Origin of the sequence: Pinibacter aurantiacus (assembly GCF_019130065.1) — a bacterium.
Classification (GTDB): Bacteria; Bacteroidota; Bacteroidia; order Chitinophagales; family Chitinophagaceae; genus Pinibacter; species Pinibacter aurantiacus.
In genome coordinates this window covers 690,849-707,580 of record NZ_JAHSPG010000001.1, presented here as the reverse complement: position 1 = coordinate 707,580, position 16,732 = coordinate 690,849, and the positions used below count along the sequence as shown (strand labels likewise).

Sequence of the window (16,732 nt, the reverse complement as noted above, 5' to 3'; positions counted from 1 at the left end):
TGTTGCAAAATCAGAGGCATTGCCTTGATAATTACTTTATCCTATCCTGAAAATTGCGTTTGTTTGTAAAAATTGCAGAGTCACGACAATTTTCAAATTTCCATATTTTCAAATTTTCAAATTGGCACCACCATGCGCTTCGTTATAGTAATCACTCTCACACTTTTGGGTACCCGTTCTTTTTCTCAAAAAATAGTTCCACTGAACACCAGTGCCAAAGCCAGTTTCCGCGGTTTAAGCGTAGTAGATGACAACACAGTTTGGGTAAGTGGTAGCAATGGAACTGTTGGAAGAAGTGTGGATGCCGGCAAAACATGGACCTGGCTTCCCGTTCCCGGATTTGAAAAAAGAGATTTCCGCGACATAGAAGCATTTGATAAATCAACGGCCATTATTATTGCAGTGGATACTCCTGCGTTAATTTTGAAAACCACCGATGGTGGTAAAACATGGAAAACGGTTTATGAAAATCACACACCGGGCATGTTTCTCGATGCCATGGAGTTCTGGAACGACGATAACGGAATTGTAGTTGGCGATCCCATCAAAGGAAAATTTTTCATTGCACGCTCATTCGATGGTGGCAACACCTGGACAGAAGTTCCCGTAGAAAATGCACCCGCCGCAGATTCCGGAGAAGCATGTTTCGCAGCAAGCGGTACCAATGTTCGCATTCTCAGTAGAGACATGGCATGCCTTGTCTCCGGTGGAACACGTTCAAGATTATTCATTCAGGGTGCACCAATCAATTTACCCATCATCCAGGGCGCACAAACTACCGGTGCCAATTCCATTGCCATAAGAGATAACAATAAATTAAAAGACAGCGAATATTTTGTAGTGGTGGGTGGGGATTTTTCAAAAGATACATTGAAAGAAAAGAACTGTTTCATAACCAAAGATGGTGGCAAAACATGGATCGCTCCTGCGACACCGCCAAACGGTTACAGATCATGCGTTGAATTTATTGATAAGAATAAACTCATCACATCCGGCACTTCCGGTGTCGATATTTCAAACGATGGAGGCCTTAACTGGCGCAATATTTCCAAAGAAGGCTATCATGTTTGCCGCAAAGCGAAGAAAGGAAAAGCCGTCTATTTAGCGGGTGGAAAGGGGAGAATAGCGAAGCTTGAAAATAACTGAATAACTGAGTAACTGAGGTGTTTGGGCAGTCAACTTTTAGTTATTCAGTTACTCAGTTATTCGGTTATTGAGACAATCAAGTCTTCAATTATTCAATAATTCAACTATTCATAATTCGCGTTTCTTGCACAAATAACGATCCTTGCCTATATTAGCGCTACCGTAAAACTTACCTCAATATGGAATGGATCGAGATTTTGAAGTGCCCTATAACCGGAAAAGATGTTCGTGCATTAGAACCCCATGAAATTGAATCGCTTAACAGCAAAGTAGCCGCAGGGGCCGTATGGCAGGCAGATGGCAAAGTGTTTTCCACTCCACTCACCAAAGGCTTGATTACTACAGACGGAGCTTATATCTACCCAATCATCAACGAAATTATTTTATTGCTGAAAGACCTGGCAGTGGTGGATTCGCAGGACAAACTGCTGAAAGAAACCATTAGCGCTGATAAACAGCTGGTTAAAAATTTCTACGACGAAAAAGGATGGACCGCCAATGAAAAAGGCGATTATGAAGACGCTGTAATTTTCGAGGACCTCCGTGACGTTTCCAAAGAGTACATAAAAAAATGCCACGACCGCGTGCGCCGTTTTTTAAATCCAAGCGGAACTTACATGCTGGATGCGGCTTCAGGAGCATTGCAATTTCCAGATTATTTACAGTATTCAGACAATTACAAATACCGCATTTGTGTAGACTTCTCTTTCACCGCACTTTCTGAAGCAAAAAGAAAACTCGGTGACAAAGGTATTTGCGTATTGTGTGACATGACTAACATGCCTTTTAAAGATGGCAAAATTGATGGGTTTATTTCTTTGAACACTATTTACCACATTCCTAAAGACGAGCAGGTTACTGCCATGAAAGAGTTGTACCGTGTGCTTGCTGCAAAAGGTAAAGGTGTAATTGTGTACGAGTGGTTCAAACATTCTCCATGGATGAACGTTGGCTTGTTCCCATTCCGTGCGGCTGTATTTACCAAAAACAGGCTCAAAGAGGCTTTCAACAAAGTAGCGGGGAAAGGTGCTCCGGAAAAGATGTTATACTTCCACGCACATCCTTACGAATATTTCAAAAAGAATTTGCCATTCGCTTTCCAACTTAAAGTATGGCGCAGCATCAGCGTGCCATTTATGAAATATTATATTCACGCACCATTATTCGGCAAACAAATCCTCAACTGGCTATACAACAAAGAAGAACGCGAACCAGAAAAATGTGGCTTGAAAGGAGAGTATCCGATTTTTGTGTTTGAAAAATGAGAGAGGAATAGCAATTAATAATTAATAATTAAAAATTAATAGCGCATCCTTCCAAATAAATCGCGACACCATTGAAGTGTAAGACCTGACTGGGTTTTTAAAACCAGTCGGGTTTTTTGTTTTTGGTATAACAAACAATAACGTCGCAGTTTATTTCGAAGCCATTCTGTTAATTATTAATTATTAATTATTAATTTCCATCATGCTCTGGATCACACGTGAACGCCCCAAAATAGACCGCCTTGCTTGTCCATGGCTCATTAGAAAGTTCGTGGACAAAGACGCCGAATTTATGTACGTTCCTTTCGATCAGGTTATTGACAAAGCTAACGAGCTGAGTGCAATTGCATTCGACATTCCGGGCGTTGAGTTTACACATTATCATGATCAGTGTACTTTTGATTACATCGTAAAGAAATACAACATCACCGATCCTGCGATTGCCATCATCGCAACCATTGTTCGCGGCGCAGATACAGACAGGCACGACATAGCAAAAGAAGCCGCAGGGCTCTGGGCTATTTCTGCGGGCCTCGCCCACAACATCACAGATGATTATGAGTTGTTGAAAACATCAACGTTGATTTATGATGCACTGTATAGTTGGGCCACACATTTGTATCAGCAAAGACATCTACAAAATGGTCCGTTTGAAAGTTTGTTGCATGAAGTTTATAGCAAATTTTTAAAAGAGGAAAAATCGGACAGAAAGAAAATTCCTGATTGGGTGGCAGAATTAAAAGCCATCATACAGGATCAAATCGACACACAGTTTTCATTTGATCTCAAAAAGATTTCTACGGAACTGGCGCTTAATCCTTCTTACTTATCACGGGAGTTTTCGAAGTATTTCGAGGACCTGAATTTTGGCGAATACATCAGAAAAATAAGAATCGAAAAAGCCATTTCGTTGATAGAAAATTCTTCTTACTCACTTACGGAAATAGCTTATCTCACGGGCTTTTCGGACCAGAGCCATTTCACAAGAATATTCAGGCAGCATACAGGAAAAAATCCTTCATTATTTCGAAAAAATGCTACAAAAAGTAAACCAGATACAAAAGGTAAATAGCATTCAATTTTGACTTAAGTGTTCAGCATAGTTTTGCTTTTTAACGAAATTATGTTCAGAAAATACTTACTTGTTTTATTTGTCCTTCTTGCTCATGTAAACATTTCTTTTTCGCAAAACAGTACCCAGAAGATTGGCGTTTATGCCAGCATCGTTCATCCAATAGTAACACTTAGCAGTGATGGACCGTCCTACAATTTTAAAGACTACTATGTCGTTGGATTTCCTTTTGGCATTAACTATTGGAAAACTTCGAATGTTGGTTTTTCTTTTGAATTGGCTCCATTCATAAAGTCGGAAAATGGCAGCAGTAAAATGAGTTACCTGCTATTTCATCCCGGCGTGTTGGTCGCATTGGGCAAGGGATACACATTTGTAGGAAGAATGGCATTTGAAACGTCAGGCAGGTACGGCATCACTCCGGTTTTTAATAAGGTATTTGCAAAAGGTAAAACTTGTAACTATTTTATTGCGGTCCCCTTGCCCGTGCGCTTTGGAAACGATAAACCCACAACAGCCTCGGTAGGACTTCAATTTGGTATTTCATTTTAAAAGCTATGGATAACAAACCTATATACACTTTACAGCAACTTGTACTATACTTTCTAAAGCTGGGAACAGTTGGGTTCGGCGGACCTGTCGCATTGGTTGGATATATGCACAGGGATTTGGTAGAAGATAAGAAGTGGATGTCTGAAGATGAATACAAACAAGGTCTTGCCCTGGCACAATTAGCCCCGGGACCATTGGCAGCGCAATTGAGCATCTACCTGGGCTTCGTGCATTACCGAATTGTCGGCGCAACTCTGGCTGGTTTAGCTTTTGTGCTTCCTTCTTTCATCATGGTCGTTTTGTTGGGTATTGCCTATAAATTGTATGGCGGCCTTAGCTGGATGCAAGCCGTTTTTTATGGCGTAGGTGCTGCGGTAATTGGCATTATTGCAATCAGTTCTTATAAACTCACCACCAAATCAATCGGCAAATTCAATGCGCAATCATTCAGGCAAAACTGGTTGCTCTGGTTATTTTTTCTGGCAGCCGCTGTCATCACTTTTGTGACTCAACGGGAACAGGTGTTGCTGTTTGTCGCGGCAGGCATTTTGTACATGTTTGTAAAAGCGCCACCAAAATGGACGAGTGTAAAAACAGTGAACAGCCTTGTGTTGCTACAGGTTGGTTTTGATAATCATGAAAATTCATTACTCGTAAAAATAGCAGTGTTCTTTGCAAAAGCGGGGGCGTTTGTTTTTGGCAGCGGATTGGCAATCGTACCATTTTTACATGCGGGTGTGGTTACCGAAAATCACTGGCTTACAGAACAACAATTTATAGATGCTGTTGCCGTCGCTATGATCACGCCCGGCCCTGTGGTAATAACTGTTGGATTTATTGGCTACCTCCTTGCCGGCATTCCTGGCGCTTCCGTTGCGGCATTGGCAACTTTTTTACCGTGTTACCTGTTCACTATTGTGCCTGCGCCGTACTTCAAAAAAATATCAAAAAATCAGTCAATCAAAGCATTTGTTGATGGCATAACGGCCGCAGTTGTAGGCGCTTTGGCTGGCGCGGTAATTGTGATAGCTACAAGAAGCGTAACAGATATTTTCACGGCAGTCATTGCAATTGCAGCTGCTCTGTCGTTGATATATGTAAAGAAAGTAAAAGAGCCACATATCATTTTAATAAGTGCCGTTGTGGGATTGATCCTAAAAAACTTGCTGTAAATTTTCAATTAAGAATTAAGAATTAGGAAATTCTTCTGTGTATCATCGCCTGGTTCGTGTGAGCTCTCTAAATGTTCAACATGGAAAGAGCCTGAGATGTTGGGGAATGCTACACCAAAAGAATTTCTTAATTCCTAATTCTTAATTTACTCAGTTTTTTAGCATACATTTACTAAAAATATTAGTATATGGATCCAAATACTTTCTATAACGCTTCCTACAAGGGATCAAAGGAGTTTAATCAGTGGGATGTTAAAACCGCTAATGCAACCGGGTTTGGCGCTGCTGCAGATGACTATATGGAACGGGGTATTGACCTTAATGAGCAGTTGGTAAAAAACAAGCCTGCTACGTTCTTCATGCGGGTGTCCGGCGATGCGATGATTGGAGCGGGCATTCACGATGGCGATGTGGTCATTGTAGACCGTTCGTTAAAAGCCGTAAGCGGAAAAGTGGTGATCGCTATTCTAAACGGAGAGATGCTTATTCGCCGTCTTGACAAAGCATTTAACAAAATCCGGCTCATTCCTGAAACACCAGGATTAGCACCAATAGAAGTAGAACCATTAGCAGAGTTTGCGGTGTGGGGAGTGGTGACGTATGTGATACACAGAGTGTGACTGAATAACTGAATAACTGAATAACTGAATAACTGAATAACTGAATAACTTGAATAAACTTATTAATAACAAAAGAAGAGAATAGCGAATAGCTTGGTAACTGAATAAAGTAAATTATGATGCACTAAAAGTTCAGTTATTCAGTTATTCAGTTATTCAATATTGCCTCCCATGCCATTCAAAGCCATTGTCGACTGTAACAGTTTTTATTGCTCCTGCGAGCGGGTTTTTCGTCCTGAGTTGGCGGAGCGCCCCGTTGTGGTGTTGAGCAACAATGATGGCTGTATCATATCGCGAAGTGATGAAGCAAAGAAATTGGGAATTGATATGGCAGGTCCCTATTTTAAAGCGAAACCGCTTATTGAGAAAAATGGCGTCGCAGCATTTTCTTCCAATTATAACTTGTATGGAGACTTGAGCTGGCGTGTAATGGAAACGCTGCGGACATTGGTTGATCCGTCGAACGTGGAAGTTTACTCAGTGGATGAAGCTTTTTTGGATCTGCATGATATTGCAGAACGCGACCTTGCACCAGCTGCAATGAACATTCGCAAAACGGTAGAGCAGTGGACAGGCATTTCAGTGTCTGTGGGAGTGGCACCAACCAAAGTATTGGCGAAAGTGGCCAATCACATTGCCAAGAAAAACAAGAAGGCAACCCAGTGCGTAACGGTACTTGATACAGATGATAAAATTCGCACCGCATTGCAAAATACAAGAGTGGGAGAGTTATGGGGCATTGGCCGGGCGTACGCAGAAAAGCTGGTGGGCTGGGGAATTGCAGACGCCTGGCAGCTTTGCAACATGCCTCAAAACTGGGCCTTCAAGCATTTGGGAGGTGTGGTGGGTGTTCGATTGTTAAAGGAGCTTCGCGGCGAAGCTGCGATTTTCTTGGATGATGAATTGGTAAATAAAAAAATGATTGCAACTACACGAATGTTTGGTCAGCCAGTGACCGCTGTTGCCGATATCAGAGAAGCTGTCGCCACTTATATATCGAGGTCAGCTGAGAAACTGCGCAGGCAATATAGTGCCGCAAATATTGTAAGCGTATTTATTGTGCCGAAGGAGCAGGATCACAAAGTAGCCTTTCATCATGGTCCCGTCGTTAGTTCGTACACAATATTGCCCAATGCTACGAGTTCTACCAACGAACTTATCAAACCGGCTATGAAGCTGGTTGATGCACTATTTGAGGAAGGAAAGACTTATAAAAAAGCAGGCGTTATGCTTAGTGGCCTCGTGCCGGATAGTTCCATCCAGGGCAACCTTTTTAACGAACATACAAATGAAAACAGGCATTTAATGAGCATGATCGACAACATCAATTTCAGCATGCGTAACGATGTGTTGAAGTTCGCATCCTCCGGCACCACCCGCGACTGGAAAATGCGCCAGGAGCTGCGCAGTCCGCGATATACAACGAGGTGGGAGGAGCTGTGCGAGGTGAGTTAATTTCAAAATCTTGTGATTTGAGAATTTGAAAATTGATCTCCATAGGAGCGAATCGCATTCGCCCTGTTGCACAGAATGATGTTTGAACCAATATCTCGTTATTGCACACAAAACCCACCGCTCCATGGCATTCCTACAGACGAACGTAATGCGACGCAACGATGTTTAACCGGAGTTTCCAATGCTGGTGCCCTAAAAAACATGACAATCTGCGTTCCCGTATTTTTATCAATTTTGTTTAGTTCTACATTTGCTTTTTATATGAAGTAGAGACGGATAACAATCCGTCTCTAGTAAAATAACAATCCGTCTCTAGTAAAATAACAATCCGTCTCCTGTAAAATAACAATCCGTCCCCCATAAACTAACAATCCATTCCCGCAAATAAATTCCGATGAACAAAATCATTACCATAGTTTGTAGCTGCATCTTTTTTCTGCAACATCTATCTGCTCAAACTCTTACAGACAAAGACCGGAAGACCATCGATGCATTGATGAGCAAAATGACCATTGAAGAAAAAATAGGTCAGCTGAATCAACTGGATTTTGGCATGGATGTAACAGGCCCCACCATCAGTAAAGATGTTGAACAAAAAATAAAAGACGGCAAGGTTGGCTCACTGTTAAATGCATACACGCCAGCCGTGGTACGAAAGCTACAGGATATAGCCGTGAAGGAGACACGCCTGCATATTCCATTATTATTTGGCAACGACATTATTCACGGGCATCAGACAATATTTCCCGTACCGCTGGCCATGTCCTGTACATGGGACATGCCATTAATAGAACGTTGCGCGCAAATCGCTGCCAATGAAGCCAGCGCCGATGGATTGAACTGGACATTTTCCCCAATGGTTGACATCACCCGTGATCCGCGCTGGGGAAGGGTTGTGGAAGGCAGTGGTGAGGATCCCTATCTGGGCTCACGCATTGCAGAGGCAATGGTAAAAGGCTACCAGGGAAGTAATTTGCGCAGCGACACCTCCATACTGGCCTGCGTTAAACACTTTGCATTATATGGTGCCGCAGAAGCTGGCCGCGATTACAACACTGTCGATATGAGTCGGTTGAGAATGTATCAATATTACTTCCCTCCATACAAAGCTGCGGTTGATGCGGGAGCAGCTACAGTGATGACATCTTTTAATGAAGTTGATGGCATACCGGCATCCGGCAATAAATGGCTCATGGATACAGTGTTGAGAAAGCAGTGGGGATTTAAGGGATTTGTAGTTACCGATTATGCCGCTATCAATGAAATGACACCGCATGGGTTAGGAGATTTAAAAGATAATGTTGTGAGGGCAATGAATGCAGGAGTTGATATGGATATGGTGGGAGAGGGATATTTGTCCTACTTGAAAGAATCATTGCAGCCCGGCAAAGTGACCATGCAGCAAATTGAAAACGCCTGTCGCCGCATCCTGGAAGCCAAGGCAATGCTGGGTTTACTGGATGATCCTTATAGATTTTGCAACGACGAACGGGCAGCAACAGTAAATTTAGCAACCAATCACAGGCAGGTCGCACGCGAAGCAGCCGCACGAGCGTGTGTGTTGTTGAAAAATGCAAACAATATTTTGCCACTGCAAGAAAACAAAACCATTGCATTGATAGGCCCGCTGGCTGATGATAAAAAGAACCTGATAGGTAGTTGGCATGACTATGGTGACTGGAAAAATGCTGTAAGTGTGCTGGAAGGAATTAGGAACCAGCAGGGCAACAATGTACGTGTACTGTATGCAAAGGGGTGCAATCTTGTTGAAGATGATCACACTATTAAAGTTTTAAATGAATCGGGAGAGGGGTTGGAAAAAGACAGTCGTTCTATACAAACTATGCTTGACGAAGCTTTGAATATTGTCGATAAAGCTGATATTATAGTGGCGGTTTTGGGTGAAGCAAAAGGCATGACCGGTGAAGCTGCCAGCCGCGGTGATATCGATATTCCCGAAAATCAAAAAGACTTACTAAAAGCATTGGTGAAAACCGGGAAACCTGTGGTGTTGGTGCTGATGAACGGACGCCCTTTAACATTGTCGTGGGAGAACGATCACGTATCGGCCATTTTGGAGACATGGTTTGGCGGGCTCGAAGCAGGCAATGCCATTGCTGATGTATTGTTTGGAAAATACAATCCTTCCGGCAAACTGACACAGTGTTTCCCGTTAACGATGGGACAAATCCCGGTGTATTACAATCACAAACACACTGGCCGGCCATTTAACGACACCTCTCTCGAGAAATATAAGTCACGATATTTTGACATTCCCAATGCGCCATTGTACACGTTTGGTTATGGCTTAAGTTACACCACGTTTAATTATAGTAACATTACTGTAGGTCCTTCTCAGTTAAAAGGTAATCAAAAAATGAAAGCCTCTGTAATCATTACCAACACTGGAAAGTATGCGGGAGAAGAAACCGTACAACTTTACATCACAGACACTGTGGCCAGTGTAACCCGCTCTGTAAAGGATTTGAAAGGATTTAAAAAAATATTCTTGCAGCCAGGCGAAAGCAAAGAAGTGACCTTTGAAATAACGACAGAAGATTTAAAATTCTACAACGAAAAGCTCGAATACATATGGGAGCCCGGTGAATTTATCATACACATCGGCACCAATTCAAATGAGCTGAAATCCGCAAAAATCGTTTGGGCATCCCCGTAGAGACGGATGATAATCCGTCTCCGTTGAACCCCAGATAATCCGTCTCCTGCGAACCCCGGATAATCCGTCTCCTGCGAACCCCAGACAATCCGTTATATCTAATCAAAATTTATTCGTTCATTTTCAACCACCCGTCCATCCATTTGAAATAATTATTCGTCTATGTGGAATCTAAAACAATTTCTGTTCCTTGTAGAAAACGAATCTTATGTCAAATGAAAAATATCTGAACAAATACCGTATTCCATCAGCACGATTGCAAGGTTATGATTACGGCGCAAATGGAGCATATTTTGTAACCATTTGCACGCAAAAAAAGATACCGTATTTTGGTGAAATTATTTCCGCCGCCGTAGAGACGGATAATAATCCGTCTCTTGTAAACGGGGATAATAATCCATCTATCGTAAACGGGGATAATAATCCGTCTCTTGTAAACCCGCCTATAGCCGCAGATTTGGAGACGGATTTTCATCCGTCTCTACGGGAAACCGCGATTGGCAAAATAGCATATGATTGTTGGGTTGCCATACCCGATCATTTTCCTTTTGTTGCATTAGATGAATTTGTTATCATGCCCGATCATATTCATGGGATATTGTTCTTTAACAAACCTTATCAACACGATTGGATGGCAAATACATTCGGGCGCCAATCACAGAATTTAGGATCGGTTTTAAGAGGATTTAAAGCATCAGTAAAACGATTTGCAAACAGCAACAATATTGAATTTGAATGGCAAAGCCGTTATCACGACAGAATAATCAGAGACGAAAATGAATTAAACAGAATTCGGTTGTATATTAAAAACAATCCTACAATCTGGCTCAAGGATGAATTGAATCCACATTAATGTCGGTAATCGAAAACAATTATGAAGACAACTTTCGTGACACTGATCCTTTCTCTTTTTGTGAGCAATGCTTTCACGCAGGTGATTCATTTCGATACAAAATGGCGTTTCACAAAAGGAGATAGCATGGCCTATAAAAATGAAAGTTTTGATGACAGCAACTGGAAGCAAGTCGTTGTTCCTTCCTCCAGCAAAGGATGGGAAGGAATGGCCTGGTACAGGGTAAAGTTTAAGGTGCCAAAGGAATGTGTAGGAAAAGAAATGATACTGTATGCCGGCACGATTGACGCTGCAGACGAAACATATGTAAATGGCAAACTGGTAGGCACCCATGGCAAGCTGCCACCGAAAGTGGAAACCGCATGGGATCAGGAAAGAAGATATGTTGTTCCCGTGGGCGTCATTAAAGAAACAAATACGCTTGCCGTCAGAATGTACAATGCGCCGGCCATCGGTGGGATCTACAAGGGCCGGCTCGCAATAATGGCAAAGGCGACCTATGAAAAAGAGCAAAAAGAACGTGCGGTTAGCAAGCAATCTTATTTTCAGCTGACAACTTCCAATGGTTTGATTGCTGCTGTTTACAATGAAGAAACAAACAGGCTGGAGGCACTTTATCCGCATATTTTCAGCTACTATGACTCCGCTCAATCGGTGGAACCCGTTGCATATAACATTGAAATGAATCAGCGCCAGCGGCCAATTTCAGTGAGGTATTTAAACAATACACACGTTATAGAAGTACAATACAAACAATTTTCTGTTTACTATTTCGCACCTTTTACTACGCACGAAAAAGTGTTGTATGCAATGGTAAAAGGTGCCCCTGCCGCAATAAAAAGTATATCCTTTAAATATGACGAAGGCAAGGGGAAAATGCAAACTGCAAACTGGACATTAACCAGGAATGGAGTGGCAGAAAAATATTTTCTTTTTGGTTTTACCGACTCGTTAAATCACGATGAAACAGTGTGCGAAAAAGCCAAACAACGATTACAGAAGAACGACAAATCAATGCTTGCCGAAGAACAACAATTCATGCAGTCCGTATTTGCCAAATGCAAGATTCCAGCCAGCGCCACATCTGATGAAAAAGCAACGCTGCAACAATCAATTTCGTTTCTGAAAATGTCACAGGTCGCAGATCAGGAAGTGCTTCCTTACTCACATGGGCAGGTAATAGCTTCATTACGGCCCGGGCAGTGGTGCATCGCGTGGGTGCGTGACGGATCGTTTGCCCTGGCTGCAATGGCAAAGCTGGGAATGAACGAAGAAGCAAAGAAAGGATTGGAGTTTATGCTGAAAGCACAACCGGTTGGCAGGTTCAAACATTATATTTTCAGGGATGGAAAAGACTACGGTATTGGTGTAGATTATCAAATATCTGCAACGCGTTATTTTGGCAATGGCAAAGAAGAATGCGATTATAATGATGATGGACCCAATATTGAAATCGACGATTTCGGATTGTTTTTGTTTGCATTGGATGAATACATGAAGAGCAGCAACGACACAGCTTTTTATAAACAATGGGAAAACGTGCTGGCGGTTAAAGTTGCAGATGCGATCATTCACAACATTGACAATGATGGATTGATACGCCGTGACTCCGGCCCCTGGGAACATCATTTGCCCGGTAGGCGATATACCTTTACATCTGGTGTGTGCGCGGAAGGCCTGAAGCGTTTTGCATTACTGCAAAGAAAATATGGTTACGAATCCGGGAAGTATGCCGCAGCAGCAGATAGCATGTATCGTGGCATCATGAAATACATGGTGTATGAAAACCGCGTAGTAAAAGGCAATGCCGACGATCAGTCACCAACAGCACACTACTTTCATGATGCAGGAACATTTGAATTGTTTGCCAACGGACTTATAACAGATAAAAAACTTTTTACCACACACATGCAGGACTACGATCCATTAATGAAAATAAAAGGTGATGTGGGCTACATTCGCGTATACAGCGATGATACTTACGAAAACCAGGAATGGCCATTTGCCGACTTGCGTGTTGCCGTGGCGCAAAATCATTTAGGCAGCAGAGTGCTTGCCAAAGAGTTGATCGACAAAGTGACCAAACTATCCAAGGCAAATTATAACACCATTCCTGAAATTTATATGCTAGGAACATGTTATTTTAACGGTGCCATTCCAATGGTAGGGTATGGGGCGGGAGCGTATGTGCTGGGAGTGTTGGATTATTATGGTAAAAAGTAAAAAGTAAAAAGTAAAAAGTAAAAAGTAAAAAGTAAAAAGTAAAAAGTAAAAAGTAAAAAGTAAAAAGTAAAAAGTAAAAAAACTTACTACTCACAACTCATTACTTAAAACTCATAACTCATATGAACATTGTTGTAAAACCTACGTATGAATCGCTTTCAAAAGCTGTTGCTGATGAAATCGTAAAACACCTGCAAAGTTCGCCACGAGCCTTGTTTTGTCCAGCCTCGGGTGATACTCCGTCAGGAGTTTTTAATGAACTAGTGCAGAGGCAGCAGACAGGACTTGTCGATATCTCGCGCTGGCACTTTGTGGGCCTCGACGAATGGGTCGGCATGAATGGAGAAGATGAAGGCAGTTGCCGAAATTATTTAGACAGGCAGTTGTTTGGGCCATTACAGATTGGAGAAGATAGAATTTGTTTTTTTGACGGAAAAGCTGAAGACAAGAAAAAAGAATGTACACTTATCGAACATTTCATTAGCCAGCACGATGGTATTGATGTCGTGCTACTAGGTATCGGTTTGAACGGGCACATAGGAATGAATGAACCCGGTTCTGATCCTTCACTATTTTCACGTATATCAGAGCTTCATGCAATGACAAAGGAAGTGGGGCAGAAATATTTTTCAGCTGAAACGGAACTAAGCGAAGGACTTACGCTCGGCATTGCATCTATCATGAATGCACGGCACGTAATCCTTATGGCAAGCGGCGAAAAAAAGGCCGCCATTATCAGGGAAGTAATTGAAGGTGAAATCACACCGGATGTGCCCGCGAGTTTATTGCGCAATCATCTCAGCTTTACGATATTTATAGATGAAGCTGCAGCTAAGGAATTAAATGGTTATTGAGAGGAGGGAAGTAACTAATGGATAGACTTTGAAATGCTTTTTCAAACCATATGTCTTACATAATATATTCAAACATTACCAGCAAAGATTTTGACCAATTGTATGAACGTATAGCGTTGCTTCGGCAGCCGTTTGAACTGGGGTTGTCGGGCAATAAATACAAACTTACAACGAAGTACTTAGCGGATATCCTTGGCTTGGACTTTACTTGTAAAGATGGTCGTTATCATGGTAATATCGGGTTCTTGTTTAATGATACTCCCGGTCTTTATACTTTTACATTCTACATTACCAAATCATTTGATGAAAATAAGCGGAGACACTTTAAAAAGATCCAAATAGTGGAACACGTTGATTTAGAATTTATAGAAAACAACTATGAGAGTTTATTGAACGATGCGTTAAAGGTTTATAGTTCATTAAAAGACGAAGATTTAGATACCATAATTAAATTGTAGACTCAGAGTTGACTGGTTCTGCTACACCGAAACAACCTCTAAGCCTCTGTCAAATCTTCCGGTTAAATTTAAAATCTACCCAAGTTCTTATTCATCAGGATAGATCGGGACAGTTATGACCTCTCGTATCATAACTTTAAGGCTTATGCAGAATTGATTAAAATTGACGTCGCATGAAAAATGAAATATCCTTTGTTCCTGTTTTGCTTTTGTTGAAAACTGTGCAGCCTACAACTGAAGCGCAAAGTTTTCTTTTGCTATTGAATGTTTGCACTAAAATGAGCAAATAGGCATCCGGCAAAACTATTACCACCTTAGCGCATCATCATACCACACCTTAAAAAACGATTGACCCTTAATAGCCTTATGTTTGCCAAAAGAATATTACTTATTTCTTTCACCATGCTCTTTACTCATGCTTCCGGCATGGCACAGATCATTAATAAAAAAATCCCTGATAAGCTTGTTGTGCTTACATTCGATGATGCGGCAAAGAGCCACTACAATTACGTTGCACCGATCTTAAAGAAATATGGTTTTGGCGCCAGTTTCTTTGTTTGTGAATTTCCTCCGGACTTTTCAGACACAACCAAATACATGAATTGGCAACAAATACAGGCATTGTCGGACATGGGTTTTGAAATAGGCAACCACACCCGCACACACAAGCACGTAAATAAAATGCAGGATGCTGAAGCGAATGAGCAACTAAGCTATGTCGAAAGTAAATGCGATTCACTGCACATTCCAAAGCTGCAGAGTTTTGCGTATCCGGGCTATGACACGCGTGCCGCGACTTTGAAGATATTAGGAGATCGCGGTTATCTGTTTGCACGCGCGGGCGGAAGTCGCGTGTATGATCCCCTCAAAGATCATCCTTACCTCATTCCAAGCTTTAGCACCAGCGGCACTGATCAACAAAAAGTGATCGACGCCATTAAACTTGCAAAGGATGGAAAGGTCGTAGTGCTCACCATTCACGGTGTTCCTGACTATGCGCATGATTGGGTAACCACACCGCCGGAATTGTTTGAAGTATACATGAAATATCTCCACAAACATCATTACAAAGTCATTGCATTAAAGGATCTGGCAAAATACATCAACATACAGCAGGCGCTTGACACCATTAAACCTGATTGGTCCCTCAAAACAAAATAACAACAACCATGAATCAAATAAAATTACTTACTGCAACGGCAATAACTGTTTCATTGTTGACCGCCGCGAGTGCAACGGCACAACAGCTTATGGAAACAGGCGGCCAGCAAATGCCTGATGAATGGATCGATAAGGACACGCATCATAAAGTAGTTAAACTCACGCGGACGGAAGGTTCCAACAGCAGTTTCTATTTTCACAACAATCCCTTTATTGGAAATAGAATGGTGTACTACAATAGTGGCCGCAATGGTCGCCAGGCATATACGGTTGATCTAAAAACATTGCAAACAGAAAAGATTACCAGCCAGGGCGGCAAGATCAATGGAGAAATAGCGGGTGCAAAGACCGGCAACATTTATTATCAAACCGGAGATAGTGTATATGCGACCAACACCATTACAAAACAAACGAAATTGCTCTTTGTTTTTCCGGCCGATTTCAAAGCAAGCATCACTACCCTGAACGCAGATGAAACATTGCTGGGTGGCGCATGGGCGACCGACGAAGAAAAAGAGATTAGTAAAAAATATCCGGAGAAGCACGATTACTTCAACCGCATCTATGAATCCAAATTGAAAAGAACTTTGTTTGTGATCGACATTAAGAAGGGAGAATTGAAAAAGGTTTTTTCAGATACGGCTTGGTTGAACCACGTGCAATTCTCTTCGAAGGACCCGTCATTGCTGATGTTTTGCCATGAAGGCCCATGGCACAAAGTGGACAGGATATGGACGATAGATGTAAACACAAAAGAAGTAAAGCTAATGCACAAACGTACCATGAACATGGAAATTGCCGGCCATGAATGGTTTCAACCAGACGGGAAAATCATTTGGTACGATCTGCAAATGCCTCGTAGTGAAAACTTTTTTGTAGGTGGTACAAATGTAAAAACAGGCGAAGAGCAAAAGTATAGACTTACCCGTGATGAATGGAGCATTCACTTTACCATTTCACATGACCAGCAATTGTTTGCGGGAGATGGAGGCAATGAAAGCCAGGTGGCCAAAGCAAAAGATGGGATGTGGATTTATTTGTTTACACCTGAGGGCGATCATTTCAAATCCACCCGTTTGGTTAACATGAAAAACCACAATTACAAACTGGAACCCAACGTGCATTTTTCACCGGACAATAAATGGATTATTTTCCGTGCAAATTTTGAAGGCAAACAAAATGTGTACGCTGTAGAAATTGCGGAGACAAAGTAGTTTTGGGAAT

General features: G+C 41.9%; 14 protein-coding genes. All 14 read left to right on the top strand.

Translation table 11 applies throughout. The annotated features are described in order from the left end of the window. The first annotated feature begins 132 nt into the window (after nucleotides 1-132). The 14 genes from KTO63_RS02510 to KTO63_RS02445 all read left to right on the top strand — a co-directional run bounded on the left by KTO63_RS02510 (nucleotide 133) and on the right by KTO63_RS02445 (nucleotide 16,722). Nucleotides 133-1,146, top strand: a complete 1,014-nt coding sequence (locus KTO63_RS02510) for a WD40/YVTN/BNR-like repeat-containing protein (RefSeq protein ID WP_217789547.1) — start codon at nucleotides 133-135, stop codon at nucleotides 1,144-1,146. A gap of 179 nt (nucleotides 1,147-1,325) precedes the next feature. Further along, nucleotides 1,326-2,411: a class I SAM-dependent methyltransferase gene (locus KTO63_RS02505; protein ID WP_217789546.1), complete on the top strand. Its 1,086-nt coding sequence runs from the start codon at nucleotides 1,326-1,328 to the stop codon at nucleotides 2,409-2,411. Between the two features lie 202 nt (nucleotides 2,412-2,613). Next, nucleotides 2,614-3,483 carry a chromate resistance protein ChrB domain-containing protein gene (locus KTO63_RS02500; RefSeq protein ID WP_217789545.1) on the top strand — a complete coding sequence of 290 codons (870 nt, stop codon included), beginning with the start codon at nucleotides 2,614-2,616 and terminating at the stop codon, nucleotides 3,481-3,483. Between the two features lie 51 nt (nucleotides 3,484-3,534). Further along, the gene (locus KTO63_RS02495) at nucleotides 3,535-4,035 is read left to right on the top strand and encodes a hypothetical protein (protein ID WP_217789544.1); all 501 of its coding nucleotides are present in this window, start codon (nucleotides 3,535-3,537) and stop codon (nucleotides 4,033-4,035) included. A gap of 5 nt (nucleotides 4,036-4,040) precedes the next feature. Continuing rightward, the gene (locus KTO63_RS02490) at nucleotides 4,041-5,207 is read left to right on the top strand and encodes a chromate transporter (RefSeq protein ID WP_217789543.1); all 1,167 of its coding nucleotides are present in this window, start codon (nucleotides 4,041-4,043) and stop codon (nucleotides 5,205-5,207) included. A gap of 188 nt (nucleotides 5,208-5,395) precedes the next feature. Beyond that, nucleotides 5,396-5,827: a LexA family protein gene (locus KTO63_RS02485; RefSeq protein WP_217789542.1), complete on the top strand. Its 432-nt coding sequence runs from the start codon at nucleotides 5,396-5,398 to the stop codon at nucleotides 5,825-5,827. 171 nt (nucleotides 5,828-5,998) lie between these two features. Then, complete coding sequence (locus tag KTO63_RS02480) at nucleotides 5,999-7,282, top strand: Y-family DNA polymerase (protein WP_217789541.1); 1,284 nt, start codon at nucleotides 5,999-6,001, stop codon at nucleotides 7,280-7,282. A gap of 394 nt (nucleotides 7,283-7,676) precedes the next feature. After that, on the top strand, nucleotides 7,677-9,959 hold the full coding sequence (bglX, locus tag KTO63_RS02475) for a beta-glucosidase BglX (RefSeq protein ID WP_217789540.1): 2,283 nt from the start codon (nucleotides 7,677-7,679) through the stop codon (nucleotides 9,957-9,959). A 208-nt stretch (nucleotides 9,960-10,167) separates the two neighbouring features. Next, a complete protein-coding gene (locus tag KTO63_RS02470; protein ID WP_217789539.1) occupies nucleotides 10,168-10,812 on the top strand; it encodes a transposase in 645 nt (214 codons plus the stop codon). A gap of 21 nt (nucleotides 10,813-10,833) precedes the next feature. After that, on the top strand, nucleotides 10,834-13,035 hold the full coding sequence (locus KTO63_RS02465) for a beta galactosidase jelly roll domain-containing protein (RefSeq protein ID WP_217789538.1): 2,202 nt from the start codon (nucleotides 10,834-10,836) through the stop codon (nucleotides 13,033-13,035). A gap of 122 nt (nucleotides 13,036-13,157) precedes the next feature. Next, complete coding sequence (locus KTO63_RS02460; protein ID WP_217789537.1) at nucleotides 13,158-13,889, top strand: glucosamine-6-phosphate deaminase; 732 nt, start codon at nucleotides 13,158-13,160, stop codon at nucleotides 13,887-13,889. Between the two features lie 50 nt (nucleotides 13,890-13,939). Beyond that, nucleotides 13,940-14,347, top strand: coding sequence for a hypothetical protein (locus tag KTO63_RS02455; RefSeq protein ID WP_217789536.1), 408 nt, complete (start codon nucleotides 13,940-13,942; stop codon nucleotides 14,345-14,347). 366 nt (nucleotides 14,348-14,713) lie between these two features. Next, nucleotides 14,714-15,508 (top strand): polysaccharide deacetylase family protein, encoded by a 795-nt coding sequence (locus KTO63_RS02450; RefSeq protein WP_217789535.1) that lies wholly within the window; start codon nucleotides 14,714-14,716, stop codon nucleotides 15,506-15,508. A gap of 8 nt (nucleotides 15,509-15,516) precedes the next feature. Continuing rightward, the gene (locus tag KTO63_RS02445) at nucleotides 15,517-16,722 is read left to right on the top strand and encodes an oligogalacturonate lyase family protein (protein WP_217789534.1); all 1,206 of its coding nucleotides are present in this window, start codon (nucleotides 15,517-15,519) and stop codon (nucleotides 16,720-16,722) included. Nucleotides 16,723-16,732: the final 10 nt, after the last annotated feature.

Bases quoted from the DNA above. Each gene is read 5' to 3' on its own strand.
- KTO63_RS02510 (WP_217789547.1), top strand. From the start codon at position 133: ATGCGCTTCGTTATAGTAATCACTCTCACACTTTTGGGTACCCGTTCT.
- KTO63_RS02505 (WP_217789546.1), top strand. From the start codon at position 1,326: ATGGAATGGATCGAGATTTTGAAGTGCCCTATAACCGGAAAAGATGTT.
- KTO63_RS02500 (WP_217789545.1), top strand. From the start codon at position 2,614: ATGCTCTGGATCACACGTGAACGCCCCAAAATAGACCGCCTTGCTTGT.
- KTO63_RS02495 (WP_217789544.1), top strand. From the start codon at position 3,535: ATGTTCAGAAAATACTTACTTGTTTTATTTGTCCTTCTTGCTCATGTA.
- KTO63_RS02490 (WP_217789543.1), top strand. From the start codon at position 4,041: ATGGATAACAAACCTATATACACTTTACAGCAACTTGTACTATACTTT.
- KTO63_RS02485 (WP_217789542.1), top strand. From the start codon at position 5,396: ATGGATCCAAATACTTTCTATAACGCTTCCTACAAGGGATCAAAGGAG.
- KTO63_RS02480 (WP_217789541.1), top strand. From the start codon at position 5,999: ATGCCATTCAAAGCCATTGTCGACTGTAACAGTTTTTATTGCTCCTGC.
- bglX (WP_217789540.1), top strand. From the start codon at position 7,677: ATGAACAAAATCATTACCATAGTTTGTAGCTGCATCTTTTTTCTGCAA.
- KTO63_RS02470 (WP_217789539.1), top strand. From the start codon at position 10,168: ATGTCAAATGAAAAATATCTGAACAAATACCGTATTCCATCAGCACGA.
- KTO63_RS02465 (WP_217789538.1), top strand. From the start codon at position 10,834: ATGAAGACAACTTTCGTGACACTGATCCTTTCTCTTTTTGTGAGCAAT.
- KTO63_RS02460 (WP_217789537.1), top strand. From the start codon at position 13,158: ATGAACATTGTTGTAAAACCTACGTATGAATCGCTTTCAAAAGCTGTT.
- KTO63_RS02455 (WP_217789536.1), top strand. From the start codon at position 13,940: ATGTCTTACATAATATATTCAAACATTACCAGCAAAGATTTTGACCAA.
- KTO63_RS02450 (WP_217789535.1), top strand. From the start codon at position 14,714: ATGTTTGCCAAAAGAATATTACTTATTTCTTTCACCATGCTCTTTACT.
- KTO63_RS02445 (WP_217789534.1), top strand. From the start codon at position 15,517: ATGAATCAAATAAAATTACTTACTGCAACGGCAATAACTGTTTCATTG.